Genomic DNA, 22276 nt, shown 5'->3' with positions numbered 1-22276 from the left:
TACTACAGTCTTTTTTTATGTACTTTTAATACAGCTTTATTTTCTAAATCTTATAAAGATACACACTAACTAAACAATACCAAGGGACAAGGTTCAACAGGAGTAGTTTGTCTTGGTATTTCTCATGTATACCTGTATTAAAAATACCACGGTTAAGCTGGCGTTAAATAACGCCAGCGATTTGCTTTCCTTAAGTTTGAATAACTTGATTTAGCTTGTGATTAAACATTTTCCCAAGCATTAAGTACATAATCACGGCTTGCAGTATCGAAGCAAACACAATTAAGCCCCAAACATTAATCATATTAAAATATGGCTGGGAACTGAGGAAATAGAGTGTACTAGTGAATACCATCATGCGAATAACGGCACTGATTAACGACGGTAAAGTATTACCTAATGCTTGAAACATCCCCGACATGGTAAAGATTAAGCCGAAAACAGGGAAGCTTAGCCCTACGTAATGTAAATAAGAAGAAGCGACATGGACAACAGACGCATCATCACTAAAAAGGCCTACGAGTCGTTCAGGAATGAAAAAACATAAAAGTGCCACAATAGTTAATATTACCGTCGTCATAATAGATGTAATGGTAAAGATGCTTCGCACTCGTTGATGTTCACCTGCTGCGTAATTTTGTCCTGCGATCGATGGACTGGCAAAAGCAATTGCCATCGCTGGAAGTAACAAGGACTCCCCCACTTTACCGCCCAAACCAAACCCGGCTTGTTCAGCGGAACCAATTTGGTTCAAAGCCCAATATATCGCCGCTGTATTTATAAAGTAAATCAAAAAAGTGGCTCCCGATGGCAAACCAATTTTAAGTACTCGTTTAAAAATGTCCCAGTTTGGTCTGATTAAGTGAATATCAATAGTCAGACTCTTTTGTACAAAGCACAAGTAGTAAAGAGCAAGAGTCAATGAGACGACTCCAGAGATGAAACTTGCCAAAGCGGCTCCTGACACTCCTAATGCAGGTATCACATCACTAACACCGCCAATTAAAGTGGGAGTCAAACAAACGTTCAATAATTGAGCGCAAATGTTAATGTACAAAAAGGGTTTAGCAAGACCAACAGCATACATTGGAGCAATGAATGCCGTATAGATAACCTGAAGAGACAGCAAGGGTACAAACCAAAATAGATAATGAGTCGCTTGTAAATAGGTTTCTTCGCTACTGACCAGAGTGTTGAGGTAGAGTTCGCCAAATAACTCTCCCAAAACAAGCACGCCGAGTGCTAAAGCGACACCGTAAAATATTCCATGGCTATAAATTCTCTTAGCTTCTTTAAAATCTTTTCGGCCAACAGCGTGAGAAACAATCGCCATAAGACCAATGAACAAGACTTGAGTGACTAGCATATTAATGAGGTTGATATTACCGGAGGTGCTGACCCCTGCTAATGCATGCTCACCTAGTTGACCAACAAAATAAACATCAACTAAATTGGTCATTGTCTGTAAAATCATGTTGATCGCAATAGGAATTGCCATGAATAAGATATGTTTGTATAAACTGTCTTTCGTAAAATCTTTCAAATATTACCCTTTGTTTTTGATCGCTTTTTGATGATATGCGCGAACGACTCGAACAGTCATTGGCACGCAAGTAAATAAAAAAGTGCGATATTTTATCATCTCCAAAATCCACCTACAGACTGGAAAACTAAGTTCTCGATTATTGGAGGTCACTACCTTCTTGTTCGTATCCGAAACCCTAAAGTTAACAATCCAAATAGGAACTTATTCATATTTTATGACTCATAATCAACGACTCACTCAAGACATAACTAACGAGATCAAATATGGATGCTTTATTAAGGCTCACATTACTCATTCCTCTTACATTAACTTCCTTTTTTTCTTATGCCATTCAATACGATATAAGCATAAATTCAACCAAAAGCTCCATTATTGATGTTAAAGTCAACACACAATCTCTCGGGGCATTTCAAGTTCAACCCTCTCGTACTGCACAAAGCGATTTCCAACCTCAGTTGACTTGTGTAACTTCCAATGGAAAAGAAGATAGCATTCAATACGGGGAAGATGTGACTTGTGACAGCGTCAACTGGCAACTAAGCCTAGCTGAAGTCGACAAGACAGGATTTGATATTGCTGCTCAAAATGATACTTTTTCTCCCGAAGATGGGTGGTATTTTATCAGTGAGTTCAATTCCTTACCTAGATTTCATACATCGAAATCGCAAAATATTGAAGCATTAGTCTGTCCACCTGAAGGTCATTGCGAAACATTACCCAGTAATACTCAACCACCGCTTTTTTTAGTTTGGGGACTCAATTCCATTACCCTAACCATCAACGAAAATACGGTGAAGTTTTTCAGCGATAATCCGGAGATCCTTTCATCCTCCGAACAATGGCTACCTGTGCTTTCTCAGCAATTAAAATACCTGTCAAATGTGTTTCCAAATGCGCCGACAAAAAGTTGGAATATCGCCACGTTTTCCAGAGATAGGAAAGCAGGAAGTGTCAGCGGTGCAGCCGGAAGTAATATGATTTTAATTAACTTATTAGTTGACGGAAATACGATCAGCGAACGTACGCTGCAATTGATGGTAAAAATAGCCGCTCATGAGTCTACCCATATTCTGGGCACTCAGGATATGCCGATGTGGGCCGCTGAAAGCATAGCCGAGTACTACGCATATCATTCAATTAACCAAACTCGCTTAAAGACAAAAACACCCATACAAGATTGGCGGAAATTTAAGAAGGTGTTTCCTTACGCTACAACCGGGCTACTGGAAGCTTCAACACGAGTAACAAAGGACGGCCAGTATCAATATTACCCGCTATTTTACGTTAAAGGCGCCGCATTTTGGCAGAGCGTAAACGAGGCACTTCAGTCAAAGGGGAGTAATTTAGATTCGTTGGTAAACGATATGTCCTTTGACAAAAATGATCACCTAAGACCGAGCTTTAGCGGAAAAATTGTCGATATTATTGGTAAAGAAAAATGGACGGACTTGAGTGATCTTTTCCTGTAACAGATAGCACAATCGATTGTGGAATAAAAAAAGCTCCGAGTCTGAAACAAGGAGCTTTTGCCCACTAAACAATAGCTTAACCCTTAGTTATTAAAACCACGAAGGGGTAGGCTTTTGGTTTGTAGCCAATTTTCTTTCGCATATTTTGCCTTACCATCAGTGACATGTATGGTGTAGGCTTGTCGAGACTGACTTGAGCGATTAGGAGCACTGTAATGGGGTAATAAGCCATGAAAAATGACTAGACTGCCCGCTTTTACTGCTACAGGCTCACCACTTTTTTCATCAGGCCAAGGAGTATTGTCTAAGGTTATCATGGAAACATTGTCCCCATCACGGTTAAACCGCTCGCGCAATGGTCCTAAGTGACCTTTGGGCTCTACCCACAAACATCCATTACTCAAATTTGCATCTTCTATGGCAAACCAGAATGTAACCACCGTTTGTGGCGTGGTATAGAAGAAAGTCGCATCTTGGTGCCAATTCACAACCCCACCGATTTTAGGTTGCTTGAAGATATACATGGACTGACGAATTTGAGGCTCTTTGATACCCAGCTCTTGGGCAATGTCTCCTAAAACAGGTAAATGGCTAAATGCTTTAAAAACAGGATCGAGTTCATGTAAACCATGACCTATTTTATTGATACACAGTGATTTATCGTTTACTAGATTACCCTGTTTATCGAAAGCCTCCTCCTCAAAAAAACAACTCACTCTTTCTGCGGATTGTAAAAAGTAATGATCGCCACTGCGGTTATTGTCATTGGTAGTAAAGATTGCTGGCTCAGTATTAGGTTCCCATTGTTCAACAATCTCAGCCGCTCGAGCTTTAATTTCCATTAAAGTTTCAGTAGAAATGATCTGGTCGAGTACGAGAAAGCCCTCTTGATGGTATTGATCAATTTGTTCTTGGCACAACATTTCCCTGTCCTCTATAGGCTAATTTCAAGCTAAATATAGAATCTAGGTATCTAATTGTAAAAGAGTTTTTCTTTTGTTTGTGATTATGTAAAGAAAATACAGCCCCACTATTTTATAAGTCGTTAATAGGTTCCTATAAAAGAGAAAGCACCGAGAATTAGACAATAATATCCTCTGGATTCGGCTCGAATAACAAGAACAAAAATACGAGGAGTGGAGAAGCTCAATTTGCTTATAACGCAAAAATCTATCGATAGAATTTCAGTATTTTTGGCAGGAAGTAGGAATCGAGCAGAAACCGCTTCTACCAAAGACTGTCGTGCCTTATTTATAGAACTAAAAGCAAAACGGCGAGAACATTTAGAATAGGTCAAGAGGTTTTATTAACTTAACACTGACAGAGTCTTCATCAATTAAACTAAATACTCTCGGTCTTACTTCCTTTATCCACCAATCATTATAGGTCTGTTGGTAAATTGTTTGCCTAGAAGACTCACTTTCAAATTCTCGAAGCCATACGAAGTAGTCCCGCCCATTTTCATCTGTTCTGAGGTAAGTATCTAGGATGTTCATACCTTTAGATATCTGATAAGGAACAATTTCTTCACGCATCCAGTCAAGCCATTCTTTTGTTTTGCCCGGCTTTATCCTGTACTCTCGAAGCTCTACTACTTTCATGATCTTCTCTTATTATGTGTATTCAACGTTAGAGCGACTCTAACTCAAAATCTTTACAGGGTCATAAGTTTACTAAACGAAAACGTTGAACCTGCCCCATATGAGGCAGGGTTTCTCAGTCGCCTCGACTAAAGTACTCGCAAACATTGCTCTGGAGGCAAGCTTAATAAACTATTCGCAAATTGAATTTTTTCGTCCCTCCATGCTCCTTCTGCCTGACGGCTATCCTGAGCTTGGCGGTAAGATTCAAAATAGCTTTGTCTCGGAAGACCATTGGTTGGTGTCATGACCATGGACTGTTCGTTTAGGCGAATCGTAAATAAAAATTGTCCGCGTTGACCAGACTGAGCGCCTGGATGGTGGAGAGTAGTATCGCAGCAATAACGGCTGTCACGTATTGCTCGACAAGTATATTCAAAGGCATCCTGCGCCCCACGACCAGGAAAAGCAGTATAAATACTGATACCATCTCTTTGTAAAGATTGCTCTCCTGCGGCCAATTGAACCGCATATTGGATCATTCTAAATCCAAGGACGACGCCCCCTACACTACTCAATCCACTGTACTGAATTGCTCCCTCGAGAGTTAGACGCAGTTTGTCCTCACCTTCATATAAAATTAAGTCTGGAGATGCCCAATCAGTTTTAGGGATCAACAAGTTTGTAATATCCGAATGTTCCATCTTTTTCTCCATAACCTAAGACAATGTTAACAGTTATCACTTTTCAGTAATGAGAATCATTATCAAAGGTTATATGAAAAGCTGAGCGATATCTACATTAGGTGATAAAGAAAAAACTATCCAACCAAGGAAAACAGCTTGGCAATATGCTACTAACCTTTGGACTTAAGCGTATGTCGAACTCGCACTGAACTCATGGCAATTAGACAGTAGCAAAGTAATTCCATGCTCTCTTCTGAGATATTTTTAACATCACGGACATAGTGAACACCCATCACAGAGTGCCAAAAGCTGCCCATCCCGTATAAACGAGAATAAACGAGCAATAAAACAACCGCGACCATCAGCAATTTCATGTGAGGAATTTGAAGAATACATGCCATTTCATTGACCGTATTTTTACCGCCCTTGCATGCTTTAAAACAGGACAACACAGCAACACTCAACGCAGGAAAGACCCAAAATCCGTGATGAATCATATCGAAGAGGAAGTCCATCTCACGAATTATCATAACGAAAAAGAAGCCAGAAATAAGTATAGCTGCATGAGATACATTTTCGTTCTTTAGATAAATACTTAAAAAACACCATGATGATATTGCCAGCATAACTAATTGAAGATTTTCTGTAATTGAAATCTCTCCAACAGAAGAATTCAGATAAACATAATCAAGGTGGATACTTACATTTACCAGAGTGCTGATTACAACTATGACTAATACGGTGATCAATGCTTGAAAAATAGTCTTAATTGAATCAAGACTTATCTTTGAACTTGAATTGTTTTTTATTTTGTTTATGGAAGTAGTTTTCATATGTGCCACTCTAATTCACATGACTTATTATTAAATTGTGAATTTCTAGTTAATTAAAATTAATGACATGATTAATTTTATAAGAAAGTATTCTTATTGAATTATAACGTTTAAAATTATAATTTAGCTAAATCCATAGCCTTTGAGCAGGTTTATTTAAGTCCTACCAGTTACCATAAAGCTAGCTATATTCAAAGAGGCTATCGCCAAAGTCCCTCAGACTTAATCATAGGAAACCAGACTATCTCAATTAGTGAAAATAAATTTCCTCGCGTATTGAGCACAGATTTGAAAGCATCGACTCATCACATCGGCCATACACAAACTAACCCAGTTAGCTAAACCACTGGAAATAAACACAGATGCACAAGCCATTGGCAAAGAGCCTTTAAATAACAGGCTATAGCAAGAAATTGTCTGTTTAAGTTACCACTATAGGTATGCTCTAAACTCTCCACTTTGAAATCATTTGGCCGTTTATTAGCCACACCAATTTTCTCACCTGTAGACTTTTCTATCTATAATTTTTATAAATTTTTTACTTAATTTTATTTTATTTCCTAATTTATCTGTAATGAAAACAATTGATATGCAATAAGTAAAATATTTAAAGATTTTATCTTTTTTACTATAAAAACCTCTTATTTTAATATGCTAGTGATAGCATAATTATTTAATCACTTATTATTTGCTTGTTTCATCAAGTAATACGATATACGAGTATAATATTAGTAGAAAAAAACAATAATTTTATTTACCGTCTACTCGCTCAAAAAATAGAGTGTAAATTTTAAAAGGAAAGTAATATGAAAAATGATAAGAAAGTAGTTGTAAAAGTGAAAGATAAAGAAATGACTTGCGGTGCTTTTAACAAGTAAATAAATATGGCCCTTTGTTGTCAAAGGGCCACTGAGGAATAAAATGAAGTTAGCATGTAGTTATAATCACCATTTTTATACAGGTAGATTATTTCCAAATAAAGAAGTCCGTTTTTTAGAATTAGGATTTAGGGCTTATAATAAAATATTTTCTCAAGATAATCCGCCTCATTATTTGAAGGATTTGAACCTATCTCTTCATATATCCAGATCTCCTATTACTGAATCACTACAAAATCAAACCACCTTTATCGAAGAGAAATTATCTAACATACGAAGTGACGAAAGAGTAGTGAGTATTGGTTTTCATCTATGTGGTGAAAGGGATACCAATATTGGACAGTTCGGGTTCTCATCCCACTATAGTGGGACCCCAGAACGCGAACGCAATGCAATTGGTTTTATCAGGCGAGTTCAAGAAAGCACTCAAAAAGAGGTATGGCTGGAGAATGCCAATTTTTACTCATCTTCAGCACCTGAGCTTATTGCAAACTGGAGAAGCTTCAACCGTATAGTCGAAAAATCAAAAGCAAAGTCTATCATTGATATTTCTCACTTAATTATTGACTGTGAGAACAATGGCATTGAATCCAGTATGGCGATAGGTTTTATTAACTGGAGCGCAGTCACTGAACTGCATTTATCCGGCATCATCGAAGGAAAAGATGGCACACTACATGACGGTCATGGCTCAAAAGTACACCCTCGTGTATGGGAAATATTAGAGCAATTATTAAAAGCAAAGCTCATCGACACATCGATTATTTACAATATTGAGCACAGCGATGAGAACTGGGCAGAGCAAAAAGACGCCTACAATGACGACTTTCACAAATTAAAAGTGCTACTGAACAAATCATTCATTGAAGGAGAAAAAAGTAAGCAAGCAACACTTTATGCGACTGGGTATCTGAAAAAACTTCTCATTCAAGAGGTTGAAAATATTGAAGAGATAGCTTGCTTTTTTAACATGACACGTGCCGAGCTCCTTGAAGAATGGACAACTTATATAAGTCAAAGTCAAAAAAGACTCGCCCTTTCTCTCGATGATATGGACTCAGTAATTGCAAGCAAGTCGATCCATTTCATCGACTCATTCTCAAACTTTGTCGAAGCCAAGCAGTTATGAATGTCGGTATTAATTGGTCAGGCCAAAGAGAACTACCCTGCATCAATCAGTTGTTTTTAACACGCGATATCGACTTTGTAGAATTGCTTATTGACAATTTTTTAACCACCGACGTTGATTCGATCAAAGCTTTTCTCGCGGGGAGACCATGCGCCTTTCATATTATGAATTCCCAATTTTTACATAAAGATGAAAGAGAGCTACTGGCGATGGCAAAAATCATTAATAAGTTAATACACTCTCTCCAGCCCATTTATATTTCTGATCACATAGGGAAATTCTACCATCGTGGTCAAGCTCTTCCTCAAATGCTTGAGGTTGATTATGGCTTGCAAACACACTCCACAATAAAAAAAGTTAAAGCTTGGTCGTCGCTATTAGATGGCAAGCTCTTGTTAGAAAACTACCCTTCTATTTTTCCGCAAGACATGTCTCAAATTGATTTCTTTAAAAGGATACTTGAGGAGACATACTGTGGTTTACTTTTCGATATTTCAAACGCTTTCATCGCAGAGGTCAATATAAAGCAAAGTAGAACATCATGGTTTGATCTCATTAAACATTGCCAACATTTCCATATTGCTGGCTTTGAGAATGCACCTGATAACCAATTTCTGGTTGATACGCACAGCCAGTGTATTGAAGAGCCAGTATTGAGTTTTCTCCAAGAAGTAAATAATGCAACCAGTATTGCTACTATTTCGGTTGAACGAGATGAAAACTTTGATGTTTCGGATTGGGCTTTGGATATTGATAACGTAAGAAACAGAGTAAGTAATGGAAGAGATACTAGATAGAATAATTAACCCTCTTTCGGCTAAGCCGCTAACTAAAAAAGAGCACATTTATACCTCTCTTGTCTTACAGTCTTCACAAAGTCTGATTTTGAGCGCTTGCCCCAGCTTACAAAGCCAACGTCAATTTTGCTCATTTGAGTACCATCAACAGTTCATTGATTGGTGTTTTTTTAACAAGAAGAGAACAGATTGGTGTTTAGCCCTGTCTTTTTATCAGTACCTCAGTTATAAAAATGAACAGGTTTCGGTCGAAATTCTTAAGGAACTGATTCATCTAGCCTGTTCTCAGTGGACATACGCAGATAAAAGCACCAATCAAACGGTGGTAATCTGTCACACCAGATTACCTAGTATGGTTTTTGGAGGAAATAAATCTCTTTTTGCTCAGGAATTTCGTGAGGTATTCTTGTTAGAAACAGAGCAACTCAAGCCTTTTATTCAAAGTCATGTGCCGGATGGTTACTTTGTTTATTGGATTCTCAGAGACGACAGCGAGTATCCCAGTACTATGGGTGAAAAACTATGATCCAAAATTACCTAAAAAAAGCAGTAATCATATCATCAACGAGATTTATTGCTCTCTCACTGGCTATGGTGGATATGGTCATGTTAGGCCATACTAGTCTGTCTGAAGTGCAAGAATACACTGTCGCCTCTCAAACGGCACAAGTCTTAGTCATCCTTGCTGTTGTGCTCAGTATTGGCGTCAACATTATTGTTGGAAAAAACAAACATTGTATCAAACGAGTGGGACAAGAAGTGATCGGCTATTCCCTACTCGTTGGCTTAGTGCTTTCCATGTTTGGGATCTGCTCGGGTCTATTTATCAATAGTTTCATTGGCTTCAATCAAAGCTACGACATTCTTTGCGTGAGTATATTACCTTTGACTGTTTATATTGGTTTAGCCAATATACTTGAATCTTCCGGTTTAGAAAGGACAGTGCTTTCGATTACGATTACCAGTTCGATTTTCAATGCATTGTTTAATCTCATCGCAATCTCTCTGATCGATAATGCAGCCATTGCCGTTGCTTTATCCACTTTATTAATTCGTTTTGGTGCCTTGATTCCCATTGTTGCTCTTGGAAGAAAACATAACCTGATTTCATTTCCTGTCGTCTCAATCACAAGGTGTAGAGAGCTGTTTTGTTTTGGCAGAAGTGAGGCTTTCACTAGCCTGTTTTTTACCGGTGGGATTGCGGCACTGGTGATATTCTTCAATCATAACTATGATCAGGAAACCGTAGCTGTGTTGGGTTTTTCTCTGAATTTCATGAACACGTTTTCGGTTATCTACGTCGGATTGATGATATCACTATCAATTTGTCTTTCCCAAATTGAGCCACAGCATCATTCAGACTACCCTTTCATGCGCACAACACTTACGTACATTATCTTTACTGCAATAGTGCTACTTTCAGCGGTAGACATCATTGCTCAAGTCTACACACCTAGCGTAAAAGTAGTATTTGTTGATGCGTTAGTACTTTCCGTTATCGTCATTATGGCAGATGGAATTGCCCTAGCTTTGATTGCTTGGCTTAGGGTAAGAGGATTTACGCAACTCCCCCCTTTGTTTCGTCTTGCGATGATCATTATTGGTCTACCCTGTTCATTTATTTTTTCAGTCAATGAGAATGCCACAGTCAATGTGATCGCTTTTATGGCCATGGGAACCATTATTGCGGCGTTTCTTACCGTAAGTTACTTTTGTTGGAGAGTTTATCAAGAACCTTCTGTCCATGGTGCTAGTCTCAGCGAGAGTAGCCTAGTTATAAAGCGTCCTCAGTAAACCAAGTAACTCAAAGTGCAACACTTAGTAATTTCACTTAGTCTCAGTCTCTACATCTTGAAGTCACTTGGGTATAACGGTATGGTAAGCAAGGTTGGATTGTTTTTTGCATCAAGCTTAAGGTTCTGACCTCTGTTTCTCACACTTTATTTAAAGCCATCTGTTATGTTTAAAGCCATCCACCACGTTGCCATTATTTGCAGTGACTACCAAGTCTCAAAGCAATTTTACACTCAGCTCCTTAACCTCGAGATTATTGATGAAAACTACCGAGCCGAAAGAGACTCTTATAAGTTAGATCTCGCATTACCTGATGGAAGTCAGATTGAACTATTCAGTTTCCCCACAGCGCCGAAACGTGCAAGCTTTCCTGAAGCTCAAGGACTGCGCCATCTCGCTTTTGAAGTAGATAATGTCGAGCAAGTTTCGCGATACCTCATATCGCAAGGGGTAGACGTTGAGCCGATTCGAATTGATGAATTCACAGGTAAGTCTTTTACTTTTTTTCAAGATCCTGACGGACTGCCACTTGAGCTCTACCAGAAATAAAGCCTATCCCCAAGTGGCGTTAGATTAAGAGATCAGTGCCTTACGAAACTTCTCCATGGTCTCTTGAATAAAAACACGACTTTCTGCATTAAAACACGTCGCAATCCCTGATCCGACTTGCTCTTCCCACGAATCACTGTTCGCTGCAATTTCACGCCAATAATTCACTTCGGTTTTTGCAACCGCTAAATGGTCAGGCCATGTACTAGGATTCGATAGCATATCTTGTACCTTTTTATGACAAAATACCTTGCCGATTTCTGCTTCACCAAATCCCCTCAAACCAATATATATCATTTTTATACAACCATTAACGCCGAAGCCAACTTGACCCGCTTTGTAATGATTAGTAGCAAGAATTGAGTCGATTCTCGATGTGCCTTTGGGGTGATAAGGCCCCTGTGTTTTAATAGCAACTTGGTAGTTCTCAAAAACCTTAGGAGCAACTGTAACAAGCCCCATACCTGTTGCAAGGCGAGTAAAATTTCTTAAAGTCATAATAGTGGATCCTCAAAAAATCAGATTTTTTAAATATATCAGTAAATAAAGTCTGTCAATTTTTCAAGAAGTGCACGTTATTATTAGCTTGTACAACATAAATTACATTCATAAAATTGCCTCAACACGTTATCAATTATGTTGAGGCAAGAGATGATTGATTATTTTAAATCTGTTATTTTTTCATGATCTTTTATAGATAGAAGCAATGATAGCACTTGTCATGACCACAACCAGAAAACTCAGTGACCATGTCGTGGGTATCGCATATTGGCTTTCAACCATTAACATTTTAACGCCAATAAAAATCATGATAAAAGCCAGCGCTGGTTTAAGGTAAACAAACTTACTCAGCATGGCCTGCAAAACAAAGTAGAGTGAACGCAATCCTAACAAGGCAAAAACATTCGCTGCTAATACGATAAATGGCTCTCGGGTCACAGCAAAAATAGCTGGAATGGAGTCTAGCGCAAACATCACATCCATAATGGCGATCATACTCACCACAATTAACATAGGCGTTGCCATCCATTTTTTACTCGTTCTGAAAAATAGCTGGTTGCCTTTAAAACCTTCCGTTACTGAAAGTAGTGACCGAATCAACTTTTCCGGGTATGGGCTAAGCTCATCATTTTCGTCCCTCTTACAGGCGAATTGAATACCCGTCCAAATCAAGAAAACCGCAAACAAGTACAGAAGCCAATGATATTCCTCTAACAATTTGGCCCCAGCCGCTATCATGATTGCCCGGAAGACCAGCGCTCCAATGACACCCCATAATAATGCTCGCGGACGAAGAACATCAGGGACCTTATATTGAGTAAAAATGATAGCAAACACGAATAGATTATCGATACTTAGAGATTTTTCGAGCAAAAAGCCGGTAATAAAAGCAATGGTTGCTTGTTTATTACTGTATTCACTATGTGGTGAGTAGCTACCCCAAAATAAAAAAATCGACACCGCAAACATAGCAGCGAGTGATACCCAGAATAGACTCCAACCGACGGCTTTTCTGAGTGAGATCAGTCCACCGCGTGTTTGATAGATATCTACCGCGACCAAGGCCACCGTAAGTAAAGCGAACCAGCCATATAAAACCAACGATTCTGGTAGTAGATGAAGTTGAATAGCTTGAATAGTATTCTCGACAAGAGACATAGGTCCTCCCAAACGGAAGGACGCAAGTACTACCGACCTTCCGCAGACAATGAAAACTGACAATAATGGCTGCCAGCCAGTGAATGCGTTGGTCTCGTTGAAGTGGAAAATTGTTCATAATCCACCTTTACCTACCGGATAAGCGAACGCTTAACGGGATGACGACAGGTAAACTTGCGCTAACTACTCCCCAAACAAGCGTATCCTACATTGGCTGATGAAATTGAACAAGCAGCAAATTCTGCTGTTTTTGGGAACACTCACGAAGTGTAAAGCCACACCAGTTTTTAAACTGAGTGTGGCTCTGTAGCTATTAGTACTGGGGTAGTTCTGCCGTACAATCACCAACTACTATGTTACGTTTTGACTCGTGATCGAATCCCTCATAACGTATTTCTTGGTCGACATCATTTACCTTATCAACAATAGTGATACTGTCTTTCATCCCACCGTAACTACCGGCGTTGTAAAGCTCCATATATCGATAAACTTCATTCATATTCGCCCATGTTGAATCAGTAATGGGCTTTAAAATGTTTTCATCGACTCTAATTTTGCCAGCAAGGTGAAGGTCTTCTAGTACAGGAACTATAGAATCATGAAAATGGGTAATCAGCGCAAACGTAATACCCTCAGTAACATTGTCATTGATTTCACTGTAAGGATTACTAAAGTACGTATAAGCTCCCCATGAAAAATGTGGGTGAAACGTGAAGGTATGCTCTTGTCTCTTACCTACTTCCTCGATGACGGCTTTTCTCATCATTTTTCGGACTTTGTTTCTTGTATACTGTTTATCTTGTTCAAGATTGAAATCAACCAGTTGCTGTTCTTTCAGCGTTTTTGTCAACCGCCCAAGTCCAAGCCACTTTGGTGTTATCAATTTACACGTTACTTCCGGATAGCTGCTTGCTCCTCCATAAGCTTGAGCTGGTAAAGATACTACTGAAATAATGCTTGCTAACGTTAACCATATTTTCATCTTTAATCCCTCCGACCGAATCAACAAAGAAACATTTCCCTGTCAAATTTGTAACAAAAATACTACATCCTTCTGCCGAGCTATTGAAGTAAAAACACGTCTCACTTTTGAGACTACAATAATTAATGTCATTTCTATTACTATGGTTTAATGGTGTTATTTTGTGATATTTATCTAATAAACATACAGATAAGAGCTCAAAAAACACACAAAAATGAGGTGAGTTAATTTTTCAAAAAATAATGGGGATTTGGTTTTGTCTTTTTTTTGAGAAAGTAGTACAGCGTTCGCCGCTGAATCATAAGGACCTTGATCGACATGCAGTGGGGGAAAAGTGATACCCAAGTAACCCTTAAGTTGCTCGGGTATATAAATCTTTTAAAGCTTACTGTTGCAAAAAACTGGCACTTTCTTGAGTAATATTACGGCATATATGACTCTTGTAGCCGAGTTCCTAATTTGGACTCTAACCATTGTTTTAGCGTGTTACTCCAACCTTCAGGCATTCTCACTGAGCGACCTGATGGACTCATTCTTGGATTACCATCCAGTTTATGGAGGCTCGAATTTAACGAGTTAGAGCGATCGCGAAATTCTCCAAAGCCTGTTCCCATTTTAATAATGGCGAAACCCAAACAGTTGTCCTCAATACGGTTATAGGCCCTCACCACTCGACCATGTTGTCTAAGACCACCTTGAGCGACTTTACCATCGACACCATCTCCAAAAAATTCGGGACTGTTGATGCCATGAATGTCCATGCCCTTTATTGGCGTTGACATCCATCCCGCACTGGGAATTGCCGGTTGAGGCCTAGAGATATGTTTGCCGTTTTGAGCGACTGCCGTTTTTATATATACATCGGGCGGTTCCAAGTCACTGGGAAGTATAAAGACCTCTTTACTGTCGGTGTCGAGGACACCTAAAAACCATTGCCCAGCATTCGCTGATTTATAATCAAAAAGATTGTTTGAGTCTCCCCAAGCCAAAAACTTAGAAGGTGTTGGATCATACGCCATAACTACAGCCTAAAAATTGTTACATAAATCCTACTATATATTTTTTAATACGATGAAACGTGTGGTTTTTAATTAATTTTGAGGCTCTTTCAAAAAATACAATTTAAATTAAATCCTTACTTTAAAAACAATAAAAGTTTCAATGATAAAATTGAGAAATCATTAAATTACAAAAAAATATTACAATAAAATTCATTATTTTATAACAATTAAAATATAATTACATTTTAAAAGTAATTATTAAAATCAAAGAATACATTCAAGATAAAAAATAAAAACGCCATTCGGTGCCTATCCTTTATTTATCTCTAAAAAGCAGCTTTCGCGCACAAAAAAGCCCCTTAACTAAGGGGCTTTGGTTTATTGCTTGTTAGACGTCTTCGGCTTGATGAGGAAATAACTGCTTATGCTCCGGGTCTAGGGCATAAAACCTTGGAAACTCCCCTTTAACTAACCACAGCGGCATATATTCACTATCAATGGTGGGCTCAAGGCCGCGCGCTTCAAAAGCGTGCGCCGCTAACGCCGTTATCCAAATGGCAAACCAGCCTTTTCTATCACCTTTAATATTGGGTGATTCCGCTTTACCCACATCGGTGTAATACTGAATATGACACTCCAATGCTTGCTTAAGCTTTGCTGGATAACGCGTCTCCCTTTCTGGGTGATGAATAGACACCAAAAGCTCAGCCAAGGGCAAGAGCAAATAATTGGTGTAATCTTGCGCTAACTCTCCACCCACATACTCTGGGACAGAATAGCGCACCACATCATTTATCCGTTCACCCATCGGCACTGGGTCATCGTCGATAAAAAATGCCCGAACGAGGCGAAACAGCACGCGGCGAAAATCCTTTACCTCATCCGTCTCTTCAAAAAAGGCATGGATATTTTCTTCCGGAATACGCAGCAGCTTTTGACCAAAATCACACGGGTCGCCAAGCAGCACATTCATCATAAACGCATCCAACCATTCATCGATGGTCAGCACCATATTCACCTGATACGGCCCATAGGGAATTTGATAATGGCGAAACTGCTGCCAATGTTTTTCCCCTTGGTAGTAATACAATAGCACTCGATTACTCAGCACTTGGCAGTATTCGTACAAATACTGCGCAGTGACCGCATTGGTTTCATGCTGGCGTAGAAGATTCTCTGTCACCATTTTGAAGAAGGATCGCTCTGGCAAATACTTAGTATTATCGGCTTCAAAACCCTTAATGACGCGTTCATAAGCGCTGTATGCGAATTCCTTATCGTCGTCGATAAATTCTTGGTTTTTCCGTGATGGTTTTTCCCAAAAATGATGTTCGATTTTTAACATTTACAGAACCTTTAATACCTTTGACTGCTGGGTTTTACATCGTAGCCCGTTACTTGTACGCCAGTTGGCACGCCACCATCATTAATATGCTGTCTAACTACTTTATATTGCAATGTATCACGCTGTTCATCAAGCATATCTAGCGTATGCTGGTAGTCTCGTTTTTGCTGGCGAGTAAGCTGGTCCATATTGTCATCAAACCACTTATTCATTTCACCAATCACCTTAGAGGTGTAGGCTGGTGAGCCTTGCTGCACCACTTCCCCATCCAGTTTGGCTGCCCCCAATGTTGAAGCGCCCCCTTTGGCTTCAAGGATATGGATGTTGCCCTGCTCGTCCTGCCAAATTTGGTCAAACTGACGGTTCTTTTGCTTGCTCCCCGGATACGCCGATTGTAACCGTTTTGCGTTTGGACCAAAAGTGGCTTTCAAGCATAAAAAAGCCCCTAAGCACTTAAGCTAAGGGGCTTTGGTTTATTGCTTGTTAGACGTCTTCGGCTTGATGAGGAAATAACTGCTTATGCTCCGGGTCTAGGGCATAAAACCTTGGAAACTCCCCCTAATACATTAATCACTCATTTTCTGTAGAGAAAGTAGCCGTGATTTGCTCATATTTTTCAGGGTAGTATTTTTTAAGTAGCGCCAAAATTGCGGCCATACTCTCTTTGGTTACGGTTCCTGTGATTTTGTCTGGCGTAAAGTGGGTTTGGAAAGCACCAATTAAAAATGCTTGATATAGAGGCTCAACGTCTTGATAACCATACATTGTTAACGCTTGCAAAAATTGCGTTTGACTTAGAGTCGTATCTGACAGTTTTTGATATTCATCTAAATAGTCTGCCGTTTCATACCATGCGCCGTAGCCCTGTTGACTCAAATACTGCCAAGGAAACCTCGGGCCCGGGTCTAGCTTTCTCAGTGGTGCGATATCCTGATGCCCAACCACATCCACCGCTTTGATATCTGGATAATAGTGATAAATTTTATCCAGCGCTTTCAATATATTATTTACCAATTTCGGTGAGAAGTCTGGATACACACACACTTGAGGTGGGAACTTATGAGTGCCCTCTTCACGCTGATTACAATTCACTTCTTGAACAATTTCAATCCCTATTGATGTATCGTTCAACGAGTGTCTTCCATGCCAATAAGATTTGCCCGCATGATAAGTACGCGCAGAAAGATCGGCCATCTGATAAATACGCTCTTCAGTAACAACAAAGTGTGCGCTTACTGATTTAGTCTCATCTTGAAACAACCTAAATGTTTCTTTTTTATCGACAGCGGTAAAATGAACAACAATAGAATTTACTCGTTTGTTTTGATTTGGTGTTTCAACTCTTGAAAAGGAGGAACAAGAGGCAAGAGCAAATGTTGCTACCCCCACCCCTAAAAGACGCACAGTTGAAAAAACACATTGTTTTAGCATGATTAAGCCAATCTCTAACTTCTAAACCTGATACTCAGTCACTCTGGTTGTGCTGAGCATGGTTTCTATTTCGAACATAAAAGTCTGCTGCCCCATCAAAAGACAGCCCATTTTGTAGTGAACAGCCGAATATATCGACTGATTAAACAATAACAGATACTTACCTATTTATTAATAAATAGATGTCAGTTTACGGTGAAGATTATTGAAAGAATGAATGAAAAAACCGCCTGATATGGCGGTTTTTTCATATAATTGCTGGCATGCCCCAGCAACAAAACAATGGCATTTGGATACAAAAATTAAATACGCGGTCTGGCAGCACCTAAACAAGATGAAATAACGGATTCAGCCAACTCTCTTGAGGTCAGCGGTTCAGAGGCTTCTTCACCACCATTGAGATCGCTAAACGCACGGGCAAACGCGTTTTCGAGCATCTTGACTCTGCTGGGATTGTCTTGAAGGACTTTCACTTGCTTAACAATACAATTGCTAATTTTTTCATTAAATATTTCATTAAGAAGCTGCTTTTTTTCCGAGCTTATTTCCAGGTCATTTGCCATTGCACCAGTCGACACACCTAATAATGCTGTCAGTATTATTGCTTTTTTTATCATGGAATACTCTTCTGTTATTTTTAATTTAAACTATTGATTTTTAATAAATTAATTGCATGCCCATACTAAGAAAAAAAATCAAATAACAAAGATAAACCGTAGATGGTATCTAGGATTTGTGACGATTATTGAGGTTCTTTTCTATGCAAAATTATGAATTACATCCCTAAGTATGATACAGAGCATATAATTTAAGCCCATGATATTTATGATTATTTCAAACAATAGTAATCAAGAAAAACCAAAAGCCTCTCATTCACAAAATTGTAATGCGATGATCGCCAATTTCTTTCGGTAGACGGTAATTGAATGATCTGAGAGTGCTTTTTTAAAAGGTAGCCTGCCCATTAATATGGCTTTGAGCAAAGAAAATAAAGACACGGAGTTAAGCAGTTTCACCTTGCCATATTGCGTCTTTTTACAATTCGTTAAATAACGCACTTCACCGGCGTGCGCATAACTGAAAAATGTGTCGGCTAATAGGTCGTTGACTTTGGCACCTAGCAAAGGGACAGAGCGCAAAATGTGTTTCAAACAACCGATGCCATTTGGAGGCAACATAGTAACGGGGTCGGCGGCATTCACCACTCGATATATCTTGGTTTTTATTTTTCCACACCATACCTCGTCACCGACTCTAGGTGCGCCAAAGGTGTAGCATGCGGAAATGTTGTATCGGCTCTCTAACTCCCTAGCAGCAATAGTTGCTAATGCCCCGCCCAAACTGTGCCCGGTAATGATCAAGGTTTTGTTTTCTTGCAGATGACTCAGCGCCTCAATCAGCGAATCTTCAATCGATTGATACGCTTTGAAAAAACCTTTATGCACTCTGCCTGCTGAGCCACTGTGAATTAAGGTTGCCTTAGCGTTGGTCTTCAAGTCACTTAAGCTGGTCAGTTCAGTACCCCTAAATGCTAACACATAGCTAAATGGAGTCTCAGCCAAAAGAGCGTCAGTGCCAAGTTCAGTTTCAAAGACTTGGATAAATTTTGAACACTCGACAATACTCACACTTCGGCCACAAATAACAGAATTCATGCTCACTGTTGTGGGTAAAAGCAAACACTCTTGCTTAGAGCCACCTTGGCTCTGTTGTAATGATTCGGTCTGAAACGCCTCCACTCGCGATGGCATAAAATCTTGGTAGGAAAGCTCCGAAAATACCGCCATCAACCAAGCAGCTTGGTCGCTGTAATAGCACAGGAAATTCGACGAATCTAAGTTCAACACTTTGTTTTGTGTCTCAATATTTGAATTAACACGATTTAATACGCTCATCTTATACCATTAATTTGCAACAAAATGCATATTAAAATAGTATTCAACCAGCAATTGCTGTTAGCTACAAGTATTAATAATTTTTATGGGTTTGTTGGGATCTAATTTGTTTAGACAAAACAGAAATCTAGAAATAAACAGCAAGAATTGGGGTCAGCATAGGATGGTACTGTTAGCCTGAAATAAACATCGACACATGTACAAATAGGGATATTACATGCGTGCTCTCATTTTCATTGTCTTGCTACTCCTGTCGGGGTGCGCTCAAGTACCCACTCAATCGATCGAGCTCTCGACTACCGTAGGCAGAGATATCGCCAAAATGCATCAAGCTCATCTACAAACGATTGAACTCTTGTACTCGCGAATGCGCTCAGATGTAAACACCTTTATTGATGACACCTATCTACCTTACGCTATTAAAGAAGTGCTCGACAAAGATCGTCTGAGACAGACCCGCCATCAAACTTCATTTATCGATATCATCTCTACTGGACTTGCGCCCAATGCAACGCCGAAAAAGCAAAAAGAGGCGATGGGTGCAATGCAAATCGTCGTTACCAACGTCACCCGCTCTGTGGAGCGGCAGCGCAAACTGCTTATTGATAGCCTAGATCAGCAGCAAAAGGCACTGTTAGCCTCAATCAATCGCTCCTATCTTGCCATTCATCAAGCCAACGCCATCGTCACTGGGCATTTATCCTCGATCGCGCAAGTACACGATGCCCAAAATGAGTTGCTAAGTGAAATTGGGATGGAAACCGATATCGACGAATATATTGCTACCAAACTCACTCAAGCTTCGAATGACATTGCACAACTTACCCAAAAAACTCAAAACAAAATTGAAGTTATGAGCGGTATAGAGAACGTACGGAAACAACTTCAGAACGCCATCGATAAACTCAAGGTTAAATCATAGAAGGAATTCAAAATGAGTCAGTTAGACGAATTAAACGCGATCCTCAATAACGATCTTTCCAGCATCGAAGAAGGTTTCAACGCAACGTATAAAAAACAATTGGATACATTGTCCGAGCTGTCGTTCGCTGAGCTCCATAAAATAAATCCTGACATTAATATCAACGATTTGGAAGCTCTCTATGCCGTCGTCCAAGAGGCTTCTCAACAAAACCTGAGTCAAGCTCTGTTAAAAGAACGAATCACTCAACTGGGCGATACCGCGTTAGAAATCGCTAAAGTTGTCGATATTATTGTTTAAGTTTTATCCTCTATTTACTTGAAACTCTAAAATAGGTTTTTATGTAGATCATAAGCCTACAGATTGATAAAAAAGTTGCTTTCATTTTTTTGCTGGTTGCTCCGAATATTTCAAACTCAAACTAAATAGAGTTTTCCAAGGCAAAAAAAATCGACTAGCTTCAACAGCTCATTCATCGAACGTTAGAGTCACAATGTGAATATTCACAACCTACAGATAATAGGATTTGGTCCTGCCGCCCTTGGACTTTTTGTTGCTGCCGATAGAGAACATCGACTTTTTGAGTTTCTTGACTCTGGTATTCAAATCCATGAAAGAACACCGTCTCTACACCATTGGCGTTCACTGAAATATTACATCCCTAGTAACTCACCTGCAGGTGAGTTTCTAATGGGAATTCGAGAAGATGGTATCTTTTCAGATTTACTTGAATCTGAAGCTGGAAAATACCTATCTTACAATGCTTACCGCACCGTTTGCTTGTCTAAGGTATCAGAGTTTCTCAAGCTTATGATGTACAGAGTAGAACGTATCATTGATGAGCATCCAAATTGTCACCTTCATTGGTCTTCTTATGTTAGTACCTTACAGGTTGATGATAATTTTATATGCAATGCTCCTAATGGGAAGCGTATTGTCAGTCGCCATCTTGTAGTAAGTACTGGCAGCAAGCAAAGGCAGCTTGAGCAAACTTCAATTTCAAATCTTCCTACCTACTCTTCAGAGGCCCTACAACGTGGCATAATTGATGAAGATATCATCGAGTACTTAAAAAATGGTTACACACCAATTATTGTTGGCGGGTCACATAGCGGCTTTTCAACGGCAGGCTTTATGCTGGATAGATTTGGAAAATATTTTTCTGATACCAATCCATTTTATCTGTATAGCCGAAGCCCAATCAAACAGATGCTAACCCGACATGAAGCCCAACACATACCAATCAGTGACAATGATAAGGTCGATCCTGAAACGGGTGATGTAAATAAGTTCAGTGGAGTTCGGCATAATGCAAGAGATCTTTATCGTAGGGTCGTACAAGGGAATGAAAAACGTCTAGTGATTAAAATTAGTGATAATATCAACTCTCATAACGTTCTCAGACCTATCATAATATCCGCAATTGGCTATCGTCCAACCCCACCTAGAATAATTAACGCTGAGAATAAGCCCATTTCTATCGACTTACTTCCTAGCGGTAGCTCAGTAGCCAAAGACCCTATAACACAAGAACTGCAACATCAGGGCAAGAATCTAAACAACGCTTTTGGCATGGGCATAGGCTACTCAGATATGGGCAGCGATGGTGAACAGGTAGGTGTTAACTTTTTCCACGGTGACACGGCCACAACGCTAGTGACACGTTTGCTTCGAGAAGCCAAAATGGAAACACCAAAAGACAAGAAACTTGCGTCTATTCTTAGCTTGGAAGGAGAGGTTTAGATGCAATACCTAAGGGCATCACTGAAAAAGCTGGTGC

Annotated in this window: 24 protein-coding genes; 10 read left to right on the top strand and 14 right to left on the bottom strand. The window is 39.4% G+C overall.

All coding sequences use genetic code 11. The annotated features are described in order from the left end of the window. Positions 1-190 precede the first annotated feature (190 nt). Positions 191-1543: an MATE family efflux transporter gene (locus RH40_RS10100; RefSeq protein ID WP_009601375.1), complete on the bottom strand. Its 1353-nt coding sequence runs from the start codon at positions 1541-1543 to the stop codon at positions 191-193. Between the two features lie 266 nt (positions 1544-1809). Between RH40_RS10100 and RH40_RS10095 the strand changes: the two genes are divergently transcribed. Further along, positions 1810-3015: a hypothetical protein gene (locus RH40_RS10095; protein WP_009601374.1), complete on the top strand. Its 1206-nt coding sequence runs from the start codon at positions 1810-1812 to the stop codon at positions 3013-3015. 83 nt (positions 3016-3098) lie between these two features. Here RH40_RS10095 and RH40_RS10090 read toward each other — a convergent pair whose 3' ends face one another. From RH40_RS10090 to RH40_RS10075, 4 genes are all read right to left on the bottom strand, one after another. Then, positions 3099-3938: a phytanoyl-CoA dioxygenase family protein gene (locus RH40_RS10090; protein ID WP_009601373.1), complete on the bottom strand. Its 840-nt coding sequence runs from the start codon at positions 3936-3938 to the stop codon at positions 3099-3101. Between the two features lie 360 nt (positions 3939-4298). Then, a complete protein-coding gene (locus RH40_RS10085) occupies positions 4299-4616 on the bottom strand; it encodes an NIPSNAP family protein (protein ID WP_009601372.1) in 318 nt (105 codons plus the stop codon). Positions 4617-4744: 128 nt separating this feature from the next. Next, complete coding sequence (locus RH40_RS10080; RefSeq protein ID WP_009601371.1) at positions 4745-5299, bottom strand: hypothetical protein; 555 nt, start codon at positions 5297-5299, stop codon at positions 4745-4747. 152 nt (positions 5300-5451) lie between these two features. Further along, positions 5452-6114 carry a hypothetical protein gene (locus RH40_RS10075; protein WP_009601370.1) on the bottom strand — a complete coding sequence of 221 codons (663 nt, stop codon included), beginning with the start codon at positions 6112-6114 and terminating at the stop codon, positions 5452-5454. A gap of 806 nt (positions 6115-6920) precedes the next feature. On the opposite strand from RH40_RS10075, the gene movA reads away from it, so the two are divergent. The 6 genes from movA to gloA2 all read left to right on the top strand — a co-directional run bounded on the left by movA (position 6921) and on the right by gloA2 (position 11261). Beyond that, the gene (gene movA, locus RH40_RS21300) at positions 6921-6992 is read left to right on the top strand and encodes a methanobactin-like peptide MovA (RefSeq protein ID WP_439144646.1); all 72 of its coding nucleotides are present in this window, start codon (positions 6921-6923) and stop codon (positions 6990-6992) included. Between the two features lie 292 nt (positions 6993-7284). After that, on the top strand, positions 7285-8121 hold the full coding sequence (locus RH40_RS10070) for a multinuclear nonheme iron-dependent oxidase (protein WP_158091824.1): 837 nt from the start codon (positions 7285-7287) through the stop codon (positions 8119-8121). Further along, positions 8118-8918, top strand: coding sequence for a multinuclear nonheme iron-dependent oxidase (locus tag RH40_RS10065; protein ID WP_009601368.1), 801 nt, complete (start codon positions 8118-8120; stop codon positions 8916-8918). The genes RH40_RS10070 and RH40_RS10065 overlap by 4 nt, the downstream gene beginning before the upstream one ends. Beyond that, positions 8899-9444 carry a hypothetical protein gene (locus tag RH40_RS10060; RefSeq protein ID WP_009601367.1) on the top strand — a complete coding sequence of 182 codons (546 nt, stop codon included), beginning with the start codon at positions 8899-8901 and terminating at the stop codon, positions 9442-9444. The genes RH40_RS10065 and RH40_RS10060 overlap by 20 nt, the downstream gene beginning before the upstream one ends. After that, positions 9441-10712, top strand: a complete 1272-nt coding sequence (locus RH40_RS10055; RefSeq protein WP_009601366.1) for an MATE family efflux transporter — start codon at positions 9441-9443, stop codon at positions 10710-10712. Before RH40_RS10060 ends, RH40_RS10055 begins: the two co-directional genes overlap by 4 nt. 165 nt (positions 10713-10877) lie before the next feature. Beyond that, positions 10878-11261: an SMU1112c/YaeR family gloxylase I-like metalloprotein gene (gene gloA2 / locus RH40_RS10050; protein WP_009601365.1), complete on the top strand. Its 384-nt coding sequence runs from the start codon at positions 10878-10880 to the stop codon at positions 11259-11261. Positions 11262-11285: 24 nt separating this feature from the next. Here the strand turns inward: gloA2 and RH40_RS10045 are convergent, their stop codons facing one another. The 9 genes from RH40_RS10045 to RH40_RS10005 form a co-directional block, all read right to left on the bottom strand. Next, positions 11286-11759 carry a hypothetical protein gene (locus tag RH40_RS10045; RefSeq protein WP_009601364.1) on the bottom strand — a complete coding sequence of 158 codons (474 nt, stop codon included), beginning with the start codon at positions 11757-11759 and terminating at the stop codon, positions 11286-11288. 183 nt (positions 11760-11942) lie between these two features. After that, positions 11943-12920, bottom strand: a complete 978-nt coding sequence (locus RH40_RS10040; protein WP_009601363.1) for a TerC/Alx family metal homeostasis membrane protein — start codon at positions 12918-12920, stop codon at positions 11943-11945. Positions 12921-13233: 313 nt separating this feature from the next. Continuing rightward, a complete protein-coding gene (locus RH40_RS10035) occupies positions 13234-13902 on the bottom strand; it encodes a hypothetical protein (protein ID WP_009601362.1) in 669 nt (222 codons plus the stop codon). A 422-nt stretch (positions 13903-14324) separates the two neighbouring features. Continuing rightward, the gene (locus tag RH40_RS10030; RefSeq protein ID WP_009601360.1) at positions 14325-14921 is read right to left on the bottom strand and encodes a hypothetical protein; all 597 of its coding nucleotides are present in this window, start codon (positions 14919-14921) and stop codon (positions 14325-14327) included. Between the two features lie 370 nt (positions 14922-15291). After that, the gene (locus RH40_RS10025) at positions 15292-16248 is read right to left on the bottom strand and encodes an Imm49 family immunity protein (RefSeq protein ID WP_009601359.1); all 957 of its coding nucleotides are present in this window, start codon (positions 16246-16248) and stop codon (positions 15292-15294) included. A gap of 11 nt (positions 16249-16259) precedes the next feature. Continuing rightward, a complete protein-coding gene (locus tag RH40_RS10020; protein ID WP_009601358.1) occupies positions 16260-16679 on the bottom strand; it encodes a hypothetical protein in 420 nt (139 codons plus the stop codon). 139 nt (positions 16680-16818) lie between these two features. Then, the gene (locus tag RH40_RS10015; RefSeq protein WP_009601357.1) at positions 16819-17679 is read right to left on the bottom strand and encodes an N-acetylmuramoyl-L-alanine amidase; all 861 of its coding nucleotides are present in this window, start codon (positions 17677-17679) and stop codon (positions 16819-16821) included. 302 nt (positions 17680-17981) lie between these two features. After that, entirely contained in the window at positions 17982-18296 is a 315-nt protein-coding gene (locus tag RH40_RS10010) for a hypothetical protein (protein WP_009601356.1), read from the bottom strand. 252 nt (positions 18297-18548) lie between these two features. Continuing rightward, positions 18549-19574, bottom strand: coding sequence for a lipase family protein (locus RH40_RS10005; RefSeq protein ID WP_009601355.1), 1026 nt, complete (start codon positions 19572-19574; stop codon positions 18549-18551). 217 nt (positions 19575-19791) lie between these two features. On the opposite strand from RH40_RS10005, the gene RH40_RS10000 reads away from it, so the two are divergent. The 3 genes from RH40_RS10000 to RH40_RS09990 all read left to right on the top strand — a co-directional run bounded on the left by RH40_RS10000 (position 19792) and on the right by RH40_RS09990 (position 22239). After that, on the top strand, positions 19792-20496 hold the full coding sequence (locus tag RH40_RS10000) for a hypothetical protein (protein ID WP_009601354.1): 705 nt from the start codon (positions 19792-19794) through the stop codon (positions 20494-20496). A gap of 12 nt (positions 20497-20508) precedes the next feature. Further along, positions 20509-20796, top strand: coding sequence for a hypothetical protein (locus tag RH40_RS09995; protein WP_009601353.1), 288 nt, complete (start codon positions 20509-20511; stop codon positions 20794-20796). 195 nt (positions 20797-20991) lie between these two features. Then, on the top strand, positions 20992-22239 hold the full coding sequence (locus RH40_RS09990) for a hypothetical protein (protein ID WP_009601352.1): 1248 nt from the start codon (positions 20992-20994) through the stop codon (positions 22237-22239). Positions 22240-22276 lie beyond the last annotated feature (37 nt).

This window comes from Vibrio caribbeanicus ATCC BAA-2122 (genome assembly GCF_000165125.1).
Lineage (GTDB): Bacteria > Pseudomonadota > Gammaproteobacteria > Enterobacterales > Vibrionaceae > Vibrio > Vibrio caribbeanicus.
This window is presented reverse-complemented; position numbering and strand designations above follow the sequence as displayed.

Coding starts and splice junctions, on each gene's coding strand:
- RH40_RS10095 (WP_009601374.1), top strand. CDS start 1,810: ATGGATGCTTTATTAAGGCTCACATTACTCATTCCTCTTACATTAACT.
- RH40_RS10090 (WP_009601373.1), bottom strand. CDS start 3,938: ATGTTGTGCCAAGAACAAATTGATCAATACCATCAAGAGGGCTTTCTC.
- RH40_RS10085 (WP_009601372.1), bottom strand. CDS start 4,616: ATGAAAGTAGTAGAGCTTCGAGAGTACAGGATAAAGCCGGGCAAAACA.
- RH40_RS10080 (WP_009601371.1), bottom strand. CDS start 5,299: ATGGAACATTCGGATATTACAAACTTGTTGATCCCTAAAACTGATTGG.
- RH40_RS10075 (WP_009601370.1), bottom strand. CDS start 6,114: ATGAAAACTACTTCCATAAACAAAATAAAAAACAATTCAAGTTCAAAG.
- RH40_RS10065 (WP_009601368.1), top strand. CDS start 8,118: ATGAATGTCGGTATTAATTGGTCAGGCCAAAGAGAACTACCCTGCATC.
- RH40_RS10060 (WP_009601367.1), top strand. CDS start 8,899: ATGGAAGAGATACTAGATAGAATAATTAACCCTCTTTCGGCTAAGCCG.
- RH40_RS10055 (WP_009601366.1), top strand. CDS start 9,441: ATGATCCAAAATTACCTAAAAAAAGCAGTAATCATATCATCAACGAGA.
- gloA2 (WP_009601365.1), top strand. CDS start 10,878: ATGTTTAAAGCCATCCACCACGTTGCCATTATTTGCAGTGACTACCAA.
- RH40_RS10045 (WP_009601364.1), bottom strand. CDS start 11,759: ATGACTTTAAGAAATTTTACTCGCCTTGCAACAGGTATGGGGCTTGTT.
- RH40_RS10040 (WP_009601363.1), bottom strand. CDS start 12,920: ATGTCTCTTGTCGAGAATACTATTCAAGCTATTCAACTTCATCTACTA.
- RH40_RS10035 (WP_009601362.1), bottom strand. CDS start 13,902: ATGAAAATATGGTTAACGTTAGCAAGCATTATTTCAGTAGTATCTTTA.
- RH40_RS10030 (WP_009601360.1), bottom strand. CDS start 14,921: ATGGCGTATGATCCAACACCTTCTAAGTTTTTGGCTTGGGGAGACTCA.
- RH40_RS10025 (WP_009601359.1), bottom strand. CDS start 16,248: ATGTTAAAAATCGAACATCATTTTTGGGAAAAACCATCACGGAAAAAC.
- RH40_RS10015 (WP_009601357.1), bottom strand. CDS start 17,679: ATGCTAAAACAATGTGTTTTTTCAACTGTGCGTCTTTTAGGGGTGGGG.
- RH40_RS10010 (WP_009601356.1), bottom strand. CDS start 18,296: ATGATAAAAAAAGCAATAATACTGACAGCATTATTAGGTGTGTCGACT.
- RH40_RS10005 (WP_009601355.1), bottom strand. CDS start 19,574: ATGAGCGTATTAAATCGTGTTAATTCAAATATTGAGACACAAAACAAA.
- RH40_RS10000 (WP_009601354.1), top strand. CDS start 19,792: ATGCGTGCTCTCATTTTCATTGTCTTGCTACTCCTGTCGGGGTGCGCT.
- RH40_RS09995 (WP_009601353.1), top strand. CDS start 20,509: ATGAGTCAGTTAGACGAATTAAACGCGATCCTCAATAACGATCTTTCC.